Below are 15,577 nucleotides of genomic sequence, written 5' to 3' on the forward strand. Positions count from 1 at the left end.
AACATAACAAATTACTTTTTTCTGTATAACTTAATAGCGTAACTTATCAAGAGAAGTGGAGGGAATGGCCCTATGAAGCTTCAGCAACAGATTCGAATAAGAGATACTGTGCTAATTCCAGCAAGCAGCAATGCTTGGCAGATAAGTTGAGGTTTCTCTTTCTATATGAATCCAACCTCTTCTTGTCTCATACAGGAAGAGGTTTTTTGTATTTTATCATTTTAGGAGTGATGAAAATGGGAGAAATTTTGAAAAATGCGGTTGAAAATCGACGTTTGGAATTAATAAGCAAGCTCCTCTATTTCCGTGTATTCAAAAAAGAGGATCAGCACCTGTATGAACTGTCCTTAACAGACTTGGAGCAGGAATATAAAAAATACGATCATTACATGCATCCCCATGATGACATGGAATCGATCCAGTGGGTTAGAAGCAAGTAAGGGGAAGGACCTGCAAAAATAGGGTTAATCTGCAAGACTGCCGAATATTCTTTGGGGAGAGCCTAAATAAGGGGGAACCCAATATGTCTGAAACCACAATTGTAACCTCTCTTACAAAATTTGTAGATGCACTCCCTATTCCTCCAAAATTAGAACCAGTAAAAAAAGACAACACTTACACCTATTACGAGGTAACAATGAAGGAAACGAAGCAATCCCTTCACCGCGATCTCCCCTATACAACGGTGTGGGGATATGAAGGAATATTCCCTGGACCGACCATAGAAGTCGACTGTGGGGAGAAGGTATTCATCAAATGGATGAATGCTCTGCCAAAAAATCATTTGCTTCCTGTGGACTTTACGGTTCATGGCGCCCATAAAGATGTTCCCGAAGTCAGAACAGTCGTTCATGTGCATGGTGCAGTCGTGGAACCTGAAAGTGATGGATATCCGGAATCATGGTTCAGTGCAAACTTTGAACAGGTTGGCCCAACATTTACCCAAAGGATCTATCGGTATCCAAATTACATGAATTCCTGTACGCTCTGGTACCATGATCATGCACTTGGTATTACCCGTCTCAATATATATGCAGGACTCGCTGGGATGTATCTAGTACGAAGTGATTTTGAGCGTTCCCTGAATCTTCCCTCATTAGCCTATGATATTCCCCTTATCATCCAAGATAGATCCTTTCGGCCGGATGGTTCTCTCTACTATCCCACACAACCGGATGAACCAGTATCGGGACTGAAAACATCTGTTGTACCAGAGTTTTTTGGCAATACGATCCTGGTCAATGGGAAGGTATGGCCTTTCTTGGAAGTAGAACCTCGTAAATATCGTTTCCGAGTAGTCAATGCTTCCAACAGCCGCTTTTATCGATTAAAACTGGAGACAGGACAGCTTATGTATCAGATCGGTACGGATAGGGGTCTGATGGAGCGGCCGATAGGCATCAGGTCCATTACTCTTGCACCTGCTGAAAGAGCAGATTTAGTCATTGATTTTACTAACCTCGAAGGAAAAAGTATCATCATGACCAATGAAGCACCGGCGCCGTTTCCGGAGGGTGACAAGGAAAACGAAATCAGAGAAATCATGAAATTCATCGTGAATCTGCCTCTTGATCATATAGACACCAGTGTTATCCCATCCTACTTGGGGAATTTCCCAAAACTCCAGACAAATGACGCGGCATTGAAAAGGTTTTTGACATTGGATCATACAATGGACCAATATGGTCGGGAAATCATGCTTTTGGATAACAAAGATTGGGATGCTCCTATATCTGAGAAACCGAAACTAGGGAGCACGGAAATCTGGTACTTGATCAATACAACAGAGGATACTCATCCCATTCATATTCATCTAGTCGATTTCCAGATCCTGAGCCGAAGGAAATATAATGTAGAACGTTTTATACAAGATCGAGTAATTGAGTATATTGGCCGACCTATTCCGCCGGAACCACAGGAATGTGGTAAAAAGGATACAGTCAGGGCAAATCCGGAAGAGGTAACCAAAATCATCATGAATTTCGGTCCATACACGGGACTATATGTGTGGCATTGCCATATGCTAGAACACGAGGACTATGAGATGATGAGACCTTATCTTGTTATTAAATAGGCTTTGGTATGAAAAGAATGGCGGAAAAATCATGAATAGTGAAAAAAAAATACTCGTCGGGTCATGGATACAGGCTGTAGGAACGGTCATCTCCGCTGTAAGCAGTACCAGATTCCTTGTCAGAGTGGAGGAGCAGAGTGAGGGCCTAGACATTGTTGGGAATGTGCTTCAAGCTACAGGTAATGCATTGGAAGCGGATGGGCAGGAAGGATTCACGTTTGGGAAATTAGGCAATGAAATTCAAGCCGCTGGGAATATCACGGTCATTTCAGGTCTTTTAATAGATGAAGAGACGATAATTAGGGATAAATTATTTATCAGTGGGAACCTGCTACAAGCTCTCGGTGCAGCTACGGCACTAGGAGATGAGTGGGATGGAGCAGAAGCCGATACCATGACCATCATTGGGAACCTGCTTCAGGTTATCGGGAACTCCCTGCAAGCGATTGGTGGGGCAGAAGAAATAAAGACCGGAGAAAGTGAATCAACTGAAGCAGTTATTACTACGGGGAGCTGGGTTCAAGCTATTGGTTCGGTAATTCTTGCATTAGACGTCACCAAGGAACAAACAAGTGAGAGAGGTAAGATAATATAAAACAAAAAAATCCCAAAGGAGTGTTAAACTCCTTTGGGATTTCCCTTTTGACCAACCGTCTCCCTATACACCGATCGATTCTTCAATATCATTTTGTTTCAAATAATCTGCCAGCAATTCGGGGGCAGTTAAATAAATCAGACCATTTCCTTCAAGACTCTTAGGATAGCCTAATGGAATGGTTCGCTTCACAAGCTGTGCATACAATTCCGGCTCGGTAAGCTTGCGCTCAAACTCGCTTTCAGTCAAATTTTTGACCAGGGAGAGAGCACCTGCCACGTGTGGTGCAGACATGGATGTACCACTGAAAACAGCGTATCTGCCACCGGGAATCGTGGAAATTATCTTTTCTCCTGGTGCCACAACGTCCACTTCATTATTGGAATTGGTGAAATAGGACGATTTGCGCTGAAGACTCACTGCCCCAACCGATATTACTTCGTTATAGCCTGCCGGATAAGAGAATTCCTCGGTAGAATGATTTCCATCCCCCTCATTCCCTGCGGCACATACAACCAGGATCTGATTTTCCACTGCAGTCTTGATTGCATCATGAAGTTCGGGAACATCTATCGGTCCACCAAGTGACATGGAGATGATATCCACTTTCTGAGAAACTGCATATTCTATTGCAGCTGTTACCCATTCATAGGAGCCAGAGCCTTCTTCTCCAGCGAGAGCTTTTAATATCAGCAGTTGAGTTTCTGGAGAAACACCAATCACACCGGATTCGGCATTAATGGCAGCGATGGTTCCGGCAACATGTGTGCCATGTCCGTTATAGTCGGTAATCTTTTCAGGGTCGCCATTATCATCATCTGTAAAATTCCTACCTGCAATGATTCTCCCTTCCAAATCCGGATGAGAGGTATCGCAGCCGGTATCAATGACTGCTATGACAGTATCTTTGCCTTTAAAACCTCGGTTCCAGAGAGAGGGGGCTTGTATCATGTCCACTCCTTCGGGAATTTGGTGCGCCTCAAACAATTGATTGTCAACTTTGTACGGAATTAAGTGAACCAGCTTTTCCATTACAACGCCTCCTAATCATTATTTTAAAAAAGGTGAGACAAGTTACTTTCTGAAAATTCTACCAATTATCATTGGAAAGTTCAAGTGCCAAAAAGACTACATAAGCCTTCTTCTCGACATTTCAACATTCATTTTCATTGGTCGTAGCTCCAATAAGCCTCAAGTCTTATCTCAAAATATAGCTCAGGCTCGTTATAGCAATCCTTGAAAGCAGATAAGATAGAGACATGAAAGGAGGAAACACAGATGAAAAAATTTGGATTGTTATTAGTAGGGGTAATCGCGTTCTTCATATTACTGGCGAATATCGGACCGTTACTCGGGTTGGCAGTAAGCTTGGTGGTTTCCTATTATGCGGTGAAGGAGTTCATGAAAACCGATTCCACCGCCAACAAGGTACTGTGGGGAATCATCGGTTTCATCGCCATTGGATTCTCGATCGCAAATGTCCCGGCCGTTCTAGGACTTGTAGCAGCGTACATTTTATATGTCGTCTATAAAAACTGGAACAAATCGAAAGACACGATCATCGATGCCAAAGAAAGCAGTGACCCATTTACAAACTTTGAAAAAGAATGGAATGCACTAAACAACAAATAATTAAAGGAGTGTCTGAAAATGAGTTTATTTACGAGAATTAAGAATACTATCGCAGCAGATTTCCATGAAGCACTTGATAAAAAAGAGCAAAAGAATCCAATATCCATGCTTAACCAGTACTTAAGGGATTGCGAGAAAGAAGTGGAAAAGGTACGACTGTTAGTGGAACGTCAAAATATCCTGAAAGATGAGTTTGTAAGAGAATATCATCAAGCCACCCAGTTTGCGGAAAAAAGAAACCATCAAGCTGAAATAGCTTCTAAAGCTGACGAGTCGGAACTCTATGAATTTGCAGTAAGAGAGTATCAGCAATATGAGGAACGCGCAAATCAGCTGAAGATTTCCTTAGAAAAGGTTACGAAAGATCTAACTTCCCTGGAGCAAAAATATGAAGGCATGAAACACAAGCTTAAGGATATGTACATTAAGCGGATGGAATTGATGGGCAGAGAAAATGTCGCCAGAGCCAACCATCGTATGAATCAGGTCCTGGAATCCAATAACGGAGCGCCGTCCACTTCTAGATTTAATGAAATGGAGAGCTATCTGGAGCGTCTGGAACATCAAGTGAATGCTTCCTACCACCGTCATACAATAGATGCTAGAATCGCTCAAATTGAAAAAGAGTTGCCAAATGAAGAGAAAACACATTCTCTTTCATCCTAATAACTGATATTCTAAAAAAAGGCGGCATTGTACGCCTTTTTTATCCATTGCAGCAAGCATGTAATATGCCTTAAAAGGAGGGGAAACAATGTTTAATATGAAGAAAACTGATATGTTGAGCTATATTCTCATCATTGGATTTTTTATTTTTATCCTGGAAATCTCGTTTTTTGATACCGGTCTCATTTTTTCCCTTCTTATTTCTGGCATATGTCTATATTTCGGCAAAAAGAAATGGAATTGGTTTCTAGGTAAAGTCTTATTTGGCATAGGTGCGTTATCAGTATTTTTTACCATCATCGGCTCTTTTACATTCAGATTCTTGTTATTGGCTTCCATTCTTTACTTCTTTATTTTGTTTACCCAATCCAAACAGAATCCCTCCTATATTAGACCGGAAATAGCGGATGCGAAGGGTGTAAGACTGGTGAAACATGAACAGAAGTGGTTCCAGAATAAATTTCTCGGCCGGCAGAAAACACCGGAACACTCCTACACATGGGAGGATGTCAATATCCAAACCGGTATTGGAGATGCCATCATCGATCTAAGTTATACGGTCCTTCCGAAAGGGGAAGCGGTCATTTTCATACGAAATGTCGTGGGCAACATTCAAATTCTTGTACCATATGAGGTTGATATCAGTGTCAAGCATTCTGTAATGGTTGGTTCCACCATGATACTGGAGGAAGAATCGTCGAAGGAATGGAATCAGACGGTACATTACCAAACTTCGGGGTATGATGATGCCGCCCAAAAGATAAAAATAATCACCTCTTGTATTGTAGGAAGCCTCGAGGTGAAAAGAGTATGAGTATATTGCAAAGGCATTTTCTGTTGGGGGTCACCACAGCCATCATCAGTTTTCTTGCGTTTGGCTTCGTCTACTTCCTTTCTTTTCCCTTAGTGGAATGGTCATCCTTATGGGAAGTAAAAGTGTTCGATCTGCCATTTGTTGTGTTTGCGTTTTGTATATGTATCCTGCTTGGCTTATTGGTTGGCCTATTTTCGGGATTGTATTGGAAAAAGCAAATTATGGGGATTCACGGTCATCTCATCCAACTAGAACAAGGGAGAAATATCGAATGGGATGCCGTGAATCCGGTGCAGGAAATTGGCGAGATAGAAAGAGAACTGAACAAGATTCAAAAGCAGATGAAGGAACAAACGAAGCTTTCCCAAAAGCTTGCGAATGAAAAAGCGGTGGACCTTGAAAGCAGAATCCAGGAAATTGTATCGCAGGAACGTAACAGATTGGCCAGGGAATTGCACGATTCGGTAAGTCAGCAGTTGTTCGCTGCTTCGATGCTCATGTCGGCCTTAACTGAGCCGAAAGAGTCTCTTGAAGACAGAGAAACAAAGCAACTCAGGCTGGTCGAAGAGATGATACATCAATCCCAATTGGAAATGCGTGCGCTGCTTCTGCACTTGAGGCCAGTTGCCTTGAAAGGAAAAACGCTCCAGGAAGGGGCAGAGGAGCTATTGGTGGAATTGATGCAAAAGGTTCCGATGAGCATTGCATGGAAGATTGAGCCCTTTTCCATTGACAAGGGAGTGGAGGATCATTTGTTCCGAATACTTCAAGAAAGCCTCTCCAATACACTTCGGCATGCCAAGGCATCGTCTGTTGAAGTACTCTTGATCAGCCGTGATGATTTTATCATCCTGAGAGTTGTAGATGATGGGAAAGGCTTTGAGGTGGAAAAGGAACGGGCTGGTGCTTATGGATTGCAAAACATGTATGAGCGGGCAGTAGAGATAGGCGGCACGTTAAAAATAGTGAGTGTAGAAAACCAGGGTACAAGATTGGAAGTAAAGGTTCCCAAGTTGGATTTAAAGGGTGAGGAAAATGATTAGAGTCTTGTTTGTAGATGATCATGAAATGGTGAGGATTGGTGTCACTGCCTATTTATCCGCACAGCCTGATATAGAAGTTATTGCTGAAGCGGATGATGGAAAAGTAGCAGTGGAATTGGCGCTCCTGCATAAACCTGATATTATCCTGATGGATCTTGTCATGAAGGAAATGGATGGCATTGAAGCAACCAAAAGGATTATCGATCAATGGCCGGACGCAAAAATAATAATAGTCACGAGCTTTCTGGATGATGAAAAAGTGTATCCGGCACTAGAAGCAGGAGCAACGAGTTATATGCTGAAAACTTCCAAGGCAAGTGATATTGCAAATGCAGTACGCTCCACATATAAAGGTCAATCCATCCTGGAACCTGAAGTGGCAGGGAAAATGATGAAAAAGATGCGTCAGAAGAATGAACACCACCTGCATGAAGAACTTACAAATCGTGAAATGGAGATTCTGCTTCTTATGACACAAGGGAAGACGAATCAGGAAATTGCGGATGAGCTGTTTATTGCATTGAAAACAGCCAAAGTACATGTAAGCAATATATTGGCGAAGCTGCAGGTCCAGGACCGGACCCAGGCAGTCATTTACGCATTCAAGCATAACCTCGTCAAATAACAGGGGCAGTTCTCTGCTTTCTGCCCTGCAATGTTAACTCTATCAAAGGCTTGCCAAATTTTGATTGTACAGCTTTCATTGCTTTTTAAAAGATTTACCGATAAGCTTTAAAGGCAAGCATTAACAAGATAGAGGATGAGTAGTAGTTGGAAAAGGAATTGTACACACAGGAATTTATTTATACATATGCAAGCAGCCCTGAAGAGCGATCCTTGAGCCACTTGGAGATGCGCTCTTTTTTTGGCATGGAATCCCCCAATAACATAATAAAAAGCACCATTAACATAGATCCAAGCAGAAGTCCTTTTATAAGGGAACGTATCGAAGTTCTATATGCCGGCGATACACTAGCGGATATTCTAGAGCAAGTCGAAGAGATAGATATGTTGGATAAGACGTTTAAAATCATCTTCATCAAGATCAATGACCTTGAAAAAGAAGATCAAATTGAATACAACGAGAGAAGGTTAATGGAAAGGGACCTTGGGGCACGCATCCATGGAGAGGCGGATGTCCATAATCCGGCGCATATCTTTGGAATTGTGGCATATGGTGGGAGATGGTACTTTGGCAATTATCGCAAAAATGAAGCGGTATGGTTGAAGCATACGAAAAAACCACGCGAATATTCCACCGCATTAAGCACGCGTGTCGCCCGCGCAGTTTCCAATATAGCTGTTCCTCACCCAGAAGGAATAAGAGCAATTGATCCATGCTGTGGAATCGGTACCGTCCTGGTTGAAGCTTTGTCCATGGGGATTCATATTGAGGGAAGGGATATAAACCCATTGGTTACGGAAGGCTCAAGGGAAAACATTGCTTATTTCAACTTAAAAGGAAATGTGACACTCGGACCAATAGCGGATGTTACGGAAAAATATGATGTCGCAATCATAGACATGCCATACAACCTCTATACCCATGCAACACCAGAAGATCAGGCAGATATTTTAAAACACGCTCGAAGAATATCGGATAAACTGGTCGTGGTAACCATCGAAACAATCGATGAGATGATAGAAAAAGCGGGCTTTGAAATCAAAGACCGCTGTGTCACGAAAAAAGGGTATTTTTCAAGAGAAATACTTGTATGCTACTAAAACCCGATTTTTGACCAATCAAACAAGGAGCCTGGATCCACTTTACGAACAGGGGCATACTCGTGATGACCTACGATATGTTCCCGGTCATTCTTAATAGAGGGATGGCGTTTTAAAATATCGACCAACAGCTCGTTCAATGCGGTATACTGGGCCTCGGTGTACCCGATATCTGCAGGGTCTATCCTCTCATAGATTTCCTCAGGGACGATAGGAAACATCTCTTCCTTGGTCCCGATAGCAAGCAATTCTATTCCAATCGAATGTTCATTGAAACTATTATGGTAATGCTGATAATTTAAATCAATTCCTTTTCCCGCATGAAAGGCAACCCTGCTTTCAGGTACAAGATGATAAACCTCCCCATCTCTACCAATCATGTAATGGGCCGACACTTCATATTCTTCAAACAAAGCATACACATCATCCAGATTGTAGGGATTCTCCGGATTACGCATGGCATTATTCGTGAAATGCAGCATCACATGGGTGACAGAACTGGATCGCATACGCGAATTCTGTCTCGGTAGCATCCAATCACTTACCTTTATTCCAGGAGTATATAATTTTTCATCAGCTTCTGACACTTGGACCTCAGCGCTTTTTTCCGCAGATGGCTTTGCAGGGATTTCCTTAGCGACATCGGATGTGCAGCCTGTTAAAAGAAAAGATATTGTACTGATGGCAAACAAAAGCATTTTTTTCATAAGTTACTCCTACTCTGGTTGAATTCCACATTCTCATTCTCTTATTAATAATTTCTCTCTTTGGATTGAATCTCCTTCCTTATAGGGGAAGTTTGTTTATTCAACTGATGAAAAGGATAAGGATAAGGTAAGAGTAAATATAAAGGAGGAAACCGTGATGCCATATGATTCGTTGAAAGATTTGCCCAAGGGTGTTAAAGACAATCTGCCGAAGCATGGACAGGAAATCTATAAAGAAGCTTTCAACTCAGCCTCAGAACAATATGACAAGGAAGAAACCGCCCATAAAGTGGCATGGGATGCTGTGAAGAATAAATACAAGAAAAATGACAAGGATGAATGGGTCGAAAAGTAGGGAGCAGCTCCCTTATAAAAACGAGTTCCTTTATGGTAAAATGAAGCCAAAGTAAACATCAAGGAGGGCTTCAGATGAACCAGAAAGTTATCGTCTATTCCGCAAAGGGATGCAAGGACTGTGAATATGTAAAGGAATACCTGAAACAAGAGGAAATTCCTTTTGAAGTAAGGGATATCTTGGCAGATCCAGTCTACCAACAGGAAGTTGAAAAGTTCGGATTTATGGGAATTCCAGTTACGGCAGTGGGTGACAAAGCGGTAAAAGGATTTAATCCGATGGAGATCAACAAATTACTAGAGTCTGTAAAATAAATGGCTGCAGTCGATTTTTCGACTGCAGTTTTATTCTTTTTATATGCTTCTATAAAACCTTCAGACTTTTCAGATTACATACATTTCAAAGATGTACTTAAGTGTTTCGTGATAATGCCATATCCTGTATAATGAAGAATAAATAGGGGAAATGTGGGGAGTGGACAATATAAAGATATTAAAAACCAATATGAAATGGCTGATCATTGTTGTCTTGCCACTTATCATCATTATGCTTGTGTATTATATTGCAGCGGTCGAGCCTGAATCTGGTGGGGGGGTTAAATTGAAAAAACCATTAACCGAAGAAGTGGAACCAGGGGCACAGATGAATTTTCAAGAAACCATCACAACAATAGAAGATGACTTTCCAACGGATATGTCGGAATTGGCCGTTCAGAACGCCATTCATCATATGAGCCATCAAAAGGTGGAAGCGGATAAAAAATGGGGAGTCCTCCCTTTAACCGAGGAACGTGTCGATAGGCTGCTGGAAGTAGTGCTGCACAATAGGAATGACTACAAGCATGGCAGTATCTACGAGGAAATCCTCCTTAAATGGCAGAATAAGAACTTTACAAAAGTCGATGATGACCATAATGCTATCTGGGAACTGCAGGACGGCTCTGTCGGAAGAGCGACAGGGATTTTGAGTGTGAAGGAAGAGCAGGCGTTTATCGAGGAGAAATTCAGTAATAGGCAATAAGCCATTCATAATAGAGGTTGAATCAAAAAATCCTTAAAGCCATTTGGCTTTAAGGATTTTTAATATGGAGCATAGCGGGCTCGAACCGCTGACCTCTTCGCTGCCAGCGAAGCGCTCTCCCAGCTGAGCTAATGCCCCGTTAGGACTGAATTTATTTTATCAAAAAATTGTTGTTTTGCAAATACTTTTTTAAAAATGATTTGTTGTTAATCGATATTCTCCACTTCCGCTTGGAAAACTCCGGTCAAGCTTTTGATTTCATAATAGACATCTGTGGTATAGATGCTTTTCTTGGTTGTAATGATGCAATTCAGCACGATATCGTCTCTTTCCTCTTTTACCTTCACCCTTTTGATGTTGAGGTTCTTGCTGTGAATCTCCTTCATGACTGTCGTTAGATTCACATCTTTTTCAATATAAAGTTTGACCTTTATTTCCTTTTCCTTGAGCTTTTTTGGCCCGATAACGTCAAATAGGGAAGGGATGACTTTCACCCCTAAAATAATGAAGATTACTCCTGTTAAAGCCTCGACGAAAAAGCCTGCTCCGATTGTAATTCCGATTCCAGCAGATGCTAAAACTAGCGCGGCAGTCGTTAATCCGGAAATGGCCTCGTTGCTTCTTCTCATGATTACACCTGCACCCAAAAATCCGATTCCACTAATAACATAAGAAGGAATACGTCCTGGATCCATCGGTCGTGAATACTCTTTGGAATAGAGAAACGCCGATTCGTAGGAAACAATGGTCAGAAGGCACGCCATCACGGAAACTATGACACATGTTTTCAATCCGAGTGGCTTTCCTTTCAGCTCTCTTTCCAATCCGATGATTACTCCGGCAACTACTGCCAAGCTAAGCTTTATGATAAAATCATACTCTATGAAAAACTCCAAGATGTCCTCCATCGAACTCCTCCTCTATCTATGTATGCTGCAAAAAATAATAAATAAATGATTAGAAAATTATAGCAATATTCAGTACAATTAGAAAGAAATATCTACATCTTGGAATCTGGACAAGGAGACTGAAAAATGAACAAGTGGATGAATCCATATATAGCCTTGGCGATTGGTGTCGTAACCGTATCCACATCAGCCATTTTTGTAAAGCTTGCAGAGGCTCCAGCGGGCGTGACTGCCTTTTATCGCCTGCTTTTCTCCGTACTGCTGATCATGCCGATATTCCTATATAAGTATATGAATGAATTAAAGGTTATAACGAAACGAGATTGGATCTTTTCCATAGTGGCTGGAATTTTTTTGGCTTTCCACTTTATATTATGGTTTGAATCCCTTAACTATACGAGTGTCGCCAGTTCCACTGTACTCGTTACCTTACAGCCTTTGTTTGCATTTATAGGGACATATATTTTCTTCAAGGAAAAGCTAAGTCCCAAATCCATTACAAGTGGAGCGATTGCAATCATCGGCAGCATCATCATAAGCTGGGGAGACTTCCGAATCAGTGGGATGGCACTTTTCGGGGACATACTGGCATTGGTTGCATGTGCATTGGTTACCGCCTATTTACTTTTTGGCCAGGACGTCCGGAAAAGACTTTCTCTCATTACATATACCTTTATTGTTTATGGAGTAAGCACGATTGCGCTATTTTTTTATGTTGTGCTCACAGGTGATTCTTTTACAGGGTACTCGGAAATGGATTGGTTATGGTTTCTGCTGCTCGCAATCATCCCCACTCTGCTCGGGCACTCCCTGTTCAATTGGGCAATCAAGTATATCAGTACCAATGTCATTTCCATGAGCATCTTATTTGAACCGATTGGTGCAGCCATTCTTGCCTATTTCGTATTAGAGGAGTACATCACATGGACACAGTTCACTGGTGGTATGCTGGTCATGCTGAGTGTGGCCTATTTTTTAAGAGACAACAAGAAATCAAAAGAGCTGATAGAGTGAGGGAGAGAAGATAATGAAAATCAGGCTGGCAAAGAACGGTGATGAAGCATCCATCGCAAAAGTGCACGTGGATAGCTGGAAAACCACCTATAGAAGAATTGTTGATGATAGCTACTTGGAATCCCTATCCTATGATAATAGACAAAAGATGTGGGAGTCAGCAATAGAGGCAGGATATGAGAAAGGTTGTCTTTTTGTAGCAGAAGTGGATGGCGATATCGTCGGTTTTGCAAGTGCGGGACCTGAACGAACGAAGAAATATGATGTGGATGGAGAACTATATGCCATCTATATCCTTCAAAACAATCAGAAAAAGGGAATCGGAAAGGCGCTTTTTAGAAAAGTGCGTGAATTCTTAATTGAGAAAGGCCACAAATCCATGCTTGTATGGGTGCTGGCTGACAATCCAAGCCGAGCATTCTATTTATCCCTTCATCCTGAGGAGGTAGATACCGAACAAATACAAATTGGTGCCCAGTCATTCGAAGAGATAGCCTATATGTGGAAATTTTTTGGAGAGTGAACGATGATGGAGCTTGTTAAGGTTCAAGAGACAATTGGGCTATCCGCTTTTTTAGAAAAGCACAAGGTGAACAGGCACCCAATTATTGGGGGGGTACTTTCAGGCCAGCAAATTGGAATGGCCTACGTAGACAATCATGATAGCCCAAAGATGCTTGTTGTATATGCTGTCCATGAAATGATTTATCTAATAGGGGAAATAGGGGACAGTGATTTTGAAAAATGGTTCCAGGCGGAGCTCATTCCGATGGCTCGAGCCTATAGGGAAGAGGACATCAATATAGAAACATATCCCCGAAAAGATGAAGCAGAAATGAAAAATGTATTTCAAACTATTCCTATTAAACAAGGAACAAGAGTGGCATTTGATTTTTCTAAAGAAAAGTATGCTTCTTCTAATAAAAAATTCAACCTACCTAAAGAATACAAAATTGCATTCATTGACCGTGACATTCTCTTAAAGGATCATGATGATTTACTGACAGCAGAAATATTAAAGTTTTGGCTCTCTACTGATCAGTTTCTAGAAAGCGGACTTGGGGTGGCTTCCTATTACAAAGACAAAGTAATCGGAGCCTGCCTCTCGGTCTATCAGCATAATGGAATCAAGGAAATTGGAATCAATACCTATGATACTGCACATCGAGGCAAAGGAATTGCTTCTGCTATGGCTAATTTCTTTATTGAAGAGTGTCTGAAACGAGGAGATACGCCGAACTGGACAACGGAACTGTTTCGAAAAGATTCCATTGCCATTGCTCGGAAACTTGGATTTGTCAATGAACGTAACTACCATTCCTATTACTTTTTGCTTGAAGAAGTTTAAATTAGGTCATGAACAAATGGAAGCCGACTCGCATAAGTCGGCTTCTTTATTTTAGGATACAAGATCATTGGCAATCAAGGCAAAAACCATCGCAAGTGAAAAGCTGAAGATGACGCCCTCACCTCTGACTCTTCCTCTTTGATTGCACAGCCTGAGCCCTTCGAAGTATCCGTATAAAAATAACCCCATTGAAGATAAGAGAGCCACAACCATTGCTACATCTTTAACTACAATCATTACAGAACCTCCTACATTAGCGTTTACTAGAATATATGTAGGACTCTTTCATTACATTCTAGTAAAAATAAAAACAAAAAAGCTAACCCCGGAGGATTAGCTCAAGAAACGGATTTGCTAAAAGAGAAAATTCTTGGAACTGCCTTGATCAGCAGCAAAGTAACTATTGTCGAGATTACAAAGCTAGGCAACATATATGTTCCATTATAAATGAGCGAATAAATCTCAATCGGTTGCCCTGCTGGTGCAGCATCCCTAAAGAAAATGATTCCGGCAAGATAGTGTGCAAAAAATCTAAGCGTGCAGGCAATGAATGATGCAATGGTTACAAAATAGATCGCTTTTTTGAAATTGTCCATCTTTACTGCAATTACAACCTGTCTAGCGAACAAACCGGCAAACCCTAACACAACAAAAGCTACTATATAATCCAACAAAATCTGAACTATATGAACTCCGACAGGACCGAATGTGAGCTGCAATAATCCCAGTATCAACCCTGAAAGCAATCCACCTTTTAATCCCCAGCGAAATGCCATAATAAAAACTGGGACCATCGCAATGGAGATGGAACCTCCCTGCGCCCATATTTTTAATGACAAAACTCCTGCTAAAACATCAAGCAAATAAGCTAAAGCACCGAAAATAGCAACTTCCACAAGGAAAAGCGTATTCGATTTTTTCATGATAATCTCCTCCTTCAAATAAAAAAAGCAATAAAAGAGAGGTTAGGCTCTTTTATTGCTTAATTAAGATAAGTAATAAGTTTGCCACATCCCTACGATAGAATTATCTAACAGGTTCAGAGGGTTAGAACATCATTGTTCAGTCTCAGCCAAAAGTGGCACCCCTTGTGGATATGAAGTTATGTTGTCTGTCCAATTACCATCATACAAGAGACGGAGAGGAAGAACAATATATATTTTTCAAGTGACAATTCTACCTTTATATTGTTTTTCGTTTATATGAAGAAAGTGGGTAAAACTATGAAGAATTTTCATCACTATTATAATACCTTCTATATAGGTTCCATTTAGTCAGGAAAACTGCTTTGAAAATTATCAAGAAAAGTATTGCAATATAGTGTGTAGGATGGTATATTTAAATTCGTCGCCAAGGAACAAGGGTATCAAACGAATATCCTGGTAACAACGGTGACAATAAAGTTTAAAAACAGCTTGACACTTTAGGGACAAGTTGTTATGATTAGGAAGTCGCTTTTAAGCGATTCGCATCACAAAATGATCTTTGAAAACTAAACAAAACAACAGCGTCCACGTTAATCTTATAGGGATTAACAAAGAACGAAAAAGTAACATAAGCTAGTCAACATTTGAGCATAAGCTCAAACTCTTTATTGGAGAGTTTGATCCTGGCTCAGGATGAACGCTGGCGGCGTGCCTAATACATGCAAGTCGAGCGGACTTACAAAAGCTTGC

At 41.2% G+C, this 15,577-nt stretch carries 20 protein-coding genes, 1 tRNA gene, 1 rRNA gene and 2 riboswitches; of the genes, 16 read left to right on the forward strand and 6 right to left on the reverse strand.

The genetic code is table 11. The annotated features are described in order from the left end of the window. Positions 1–40: 40 nt before the first annotated feature. Positions 41–148: riboswitch (SAM riboswitch) on the forward strand. Between the two features lie 88 nt (positions 149–236). The 3 genes from ACQCT5_RS10950 to ACQCT5_RS10960 all read left to right on the forward strand — a co-directional run bounded on the left by ACQCT5_RS10950 (position 237) and on the right by ACQCT5_RS10960 (position 2,669). After that, entirely contained in the window at positions 237–440 is a 204-nt protein-coding gene (locus tag ACQCT5_RS10950; protein ID WP_499641770.1) for a Fur-regulated basic protein FbpA, read from the forward strand. Between the two features lie 83 nt (positions 441–523). After that, the gene (locus ACQCT5_RS10955) at positions 524–2,074 is read left to right on the forward strand and encodes a multicopper oxidase family protein (protein ID WP_499641772.1); all 1,551 of its coding nucleotides are present in this window, start codon (positions 524–526) and stop codon (positions 2,072–2,074) included. Between the two features lie 31 nt (positions 2,075–2,105). Then, positions 2,106–2,669, forward strand: coding sequence for a DUF6944 family repetitive protein (locus ACQCT5_RS10960; RefSeq protein ID WP_499641774.1), 564 nt, complete (start codon positions 2,106–2,108; stop codon positions 2,667–2,669). A 63-nt stretch (positions 2,670–2,732) separates the two neighbouring features. On the opposite strand, the gene ACQCT5_RS10965 is transcribed toward ACQCT5_RS10960, so the two are convergent. After that, the gene (locus tag ACQCT5_RS10965; protein WP_499641775.1) at positions 2,733–3,701 is read right to left on the reverse strand and encodes a S8 family peptidase; all 969 of its coding nucleotides are present in this window, start codon (positions 3,699–3,701) and stop codon (positions 2,733–2,735) included. Positions 3,702–3,947: 246 nt separating this feature from the next. Between ACQCT5_RS10965 and ACQCT5_RS10970 the strand changes: the two genes are divergently transcribed. The 6 genes from ACQCT5_RS10970 to ACQCT5_RS10995 all read left to right on the forward strand — a co-directional run bounded on the left by ACQCT5_RS10970 (position 3,948) and on the right by ACQCT5_RS10995 (position 8,549). Further along, positions 3,948–4,301: a lmo0954 family membrane protein gene (locus tag ACQCT5_RS10970; protein WP_499641777.1), complete on the forward strand. Its 354-nt coding sequence runs from the start codon at positions 3,948–3,950 to the stop codon at positions 4,299–4,301. 18 nt (positions 4,302–4,319) lie between these two features. Further along, positions 4,320–4,967, forward strand: a complete 648-nt coding sequence (locus ACQCT5_RS10975; protein WP_499641779.1) for a PspA/IM30 family protein — start codon at positions 4,320–4,322, stop codon at positions 4,965–4,967. Positions 4,968–5,055: 88 nt separating this feature from the next. After that, positions 5,056–5,781 carry a cell wall-active antibiotics response protein LiaF gene (gene liaF, locus ACQCT5_RS10980; RefSeq protein WP_499641781.1) on the forward strand — a complete coding sequence of 242 codons (726 nt, stop codon included), beginning with the start codon at positions 5,056–5,058 and terminating at the stop codon, positions 5,779–5,781. Next, on the forward strand, positions 5,778–6,824 hold the full coding sequence (locus tag ACQCT5_RS10985; RefSeq protein ID WP_499641782.1) for a sensor histidine kinase: 1,047 nt from the start codon (positions 5,778–5,780) through the stop codon (positions 6,822–6,824). The genes liaF and ACQCT5_RS10985 overlap by 4 nt, the downstream gene beginning before the upstream one ends. Next, positions 6,817–7,449, forward strand: a complete 633-nt coding sequence (locus ACQCT5_RS10990) for a response regulator transcription factor (RefSeq protein ID WP_499641784.1) — start codon at positions 6,817–6,819, stop codon at positions 7,447–7,449. Before ACQCT5_RS10985 ends, ACQCT5_RS10990 begins: the two co-directional genes overlap by 8 nt. Before the next feature lie 146 nt (positions 7,450–7,595). Continuing rightward, entirely contained in the window at positions 7,596–8,549 is a 954-nt protein-coding gene (locus tag ACQCT5_RS10995) for a TRM11 family SAM-dependent methyltransferase (RefSeq protein WP_499641786.1), read from the forward strand. On the opposite strand, the gene ACQCT5_RS11000 is transcribed toward ACQCT5_RS10995, so the two are convergent. Further along, the gene (locus ACQCT5_RS11000; RefSeq protein WP_499641788.1) at positions 8,546–9,256 is read right to left on the reverse strand and encodes an N-acetylmuramoyl-L-alanine amidase; all 711 of its coding nucleotides are present in this window, start codon (positions 9,254–9,256) and stop codon (positions 8,546–8,548) included. The genes ACQCT5_RS10995 and ACQCT5_RS11000 overlap by 4 nt on opposite strands. Positions 9,257–9,413: 157 nt before the next feature. Here ACQCT5_RS11000 and ACQCT5_RS11005 point away from each other — a divergent pair, with 157 nt between their 5' ends. From ACQCT5_RS11005 to ACQCT5_RS11015, 3 genes are all read left to right on the forward strand, one after another. Beyond that, on the forward strand, positions 9,414–9,611 hold the full coding sequence (locus tag ACQCT5_RS11005) for a ChaB family protein (protein ID WP_204420179.1): 198 nt from the start codon (positions 9,414–9,416) through the stop codon (positions 9,609–9,611). Between the two features lie 74 nt (positions 9,612–9,685). After that, positions 9,686–9,925, forward strand: a complete 240-nt coding sequence (locus tag ACQCT5_RS11010) for a glutaredoxin family protein (protein WP_499641791.1) — start codon at positions 9,686–9,688, stop codon at positions 9,923–9,925. Positions 9,926–10,085: 160 nt separating this feature from the next. After that, positions 10,086–10,631 carry a DUF6241 domain-containing protein gene (locus ACQCT5_RS11015; protein ID WP_499641792.1) on the forward strand — a complete coding sequence of 182 codons (546 nt, stop codon included), beginning with the start codon at positions 10,086–10,088 and terminating at the stop codon, positions 10,629–10,631. 65 nt (positions 10,632–10,696) lie between these two features. Here the strand turns inward: ACQCT5_RS11015 and ACQCT5_RS11020 are convergent. Together ACQCT5_RS11020 and ACQCT5_RS11025 are read right to left on the reverse strand one after the other, a co-directional pair. Further along, a tRNA-Ala gene (locus tag ACQCT5_RS11020) sits at positions 10,697–10,769 on the reverse strand. 68 nt (positions 10,770–10,837) lie between these two features. After that, a complete protein-coding gene (locus ACQCT5_RS11025) occupies positions 10,838–11,539 on the reverse strand; it encodes an MgtC/SapB family protein (protein WP_499641794.1) in 702 nt (233 codons plus the stop codon). Positions 11,540–11,665: 126 nt separating this feature from the next. Here ACQCT5_RS11025 and ACQCT5_RS11030 point away from each other — a divergent pair, with 126 nt between their 5' ends. Genes ACQCT5_RS11030 through ACQCT5_RS11040 form a run of 3 tightly spaced genes read left to right on the forward strand, consistent with a single transcriptional unit; the run spans position 11,666 to position 13,901 of the window. Next, positions 11,666–12,553 (forward strand): DMT family transporter, encoded by an 888-nt coding sequence (locus ACQCT5_RS11030; RefSeq protein WP_499641796.1) that lies wholly within the window; start codon positions 11,666–11,668, stop codon positions 12,551–12,553. Between the two features lie 13 nt (positions 12,554–12,566). Further along, a complete protein-coding gene (locus ACQCT5_RS11035) occupies positions 12,567–13,076 on the forward strand; it encodes a GNAT family N-acetyltransferase (protein WP_499641797.1) in 510 nt (169 codons plus the stop codon). 3 nt (positions 13,077–13,079) lie between these two features. Continuing rightward, complete coding sequence (locus ACQCT5_RS11040) at positions 13,080–13,901, forward strand: GNAT family N-acetyltransferase (RefSeq protein ID WP_499641799.1); 822 nt, start codon at positions 13,080–13,082, stop codon at positions 13,899–13,901. Between the two features lie 51 nt (positions 13,902–13,952). Here the strand turns inward: ACQCT5_RS11040 and ACQCT5_RS11045 are convergent, their stop codons facing one another. Further along, on the reverse strand, positions 13,953–14,138 hold the full coding sequence (locus ACQCT5_RS11045; protein ID WP_499641801.1) for a hypothetical protein: 186 nt from the start codon (positions 14,136–14,138) through the stop codon (positions 13,953–13,955). Between the two features lie 101 nt (positions 14,139–14,239). Beyond that, complete coding sequence (gene thiT / locus ACQCT5_RS11050; protein ID WP_499641803.1) at positions 14,240–14,824, reverse strand: energy-coupled thiamine transporter ThiT; 585 nt, start codon at positions 14,822–14,824, stop codon at positions 14,240–14,242. A gap of 72 nt (positions 14,825–14,896) precedes the next feature. Next, positions 14,897–15,000, reverse strand: a riboswitch (TPP riboswitch). 492 nt (positions 15,001–15,492) lie between these two features. Between thiT and ACQCT5_RS11055 the strand changes: the two genes are divergently transcribed. Beyond that, a 16S ribosomal RNA gene (locus ACQCT5_RS11055) occupies positions 15,493–15,577 on the forward strand; the annotation flags it as partial.

This window comes from Sutcliffiella halmapala, assembly GCF_050107295.1.
GTDB classification, from domain to species: domain Bacteria; phylum Bacillota; class Bacilli; order Bacillales; family Bacillaceae_I; genus Sutcliffiella_A; species Sutcliffiella_A halmapala_A.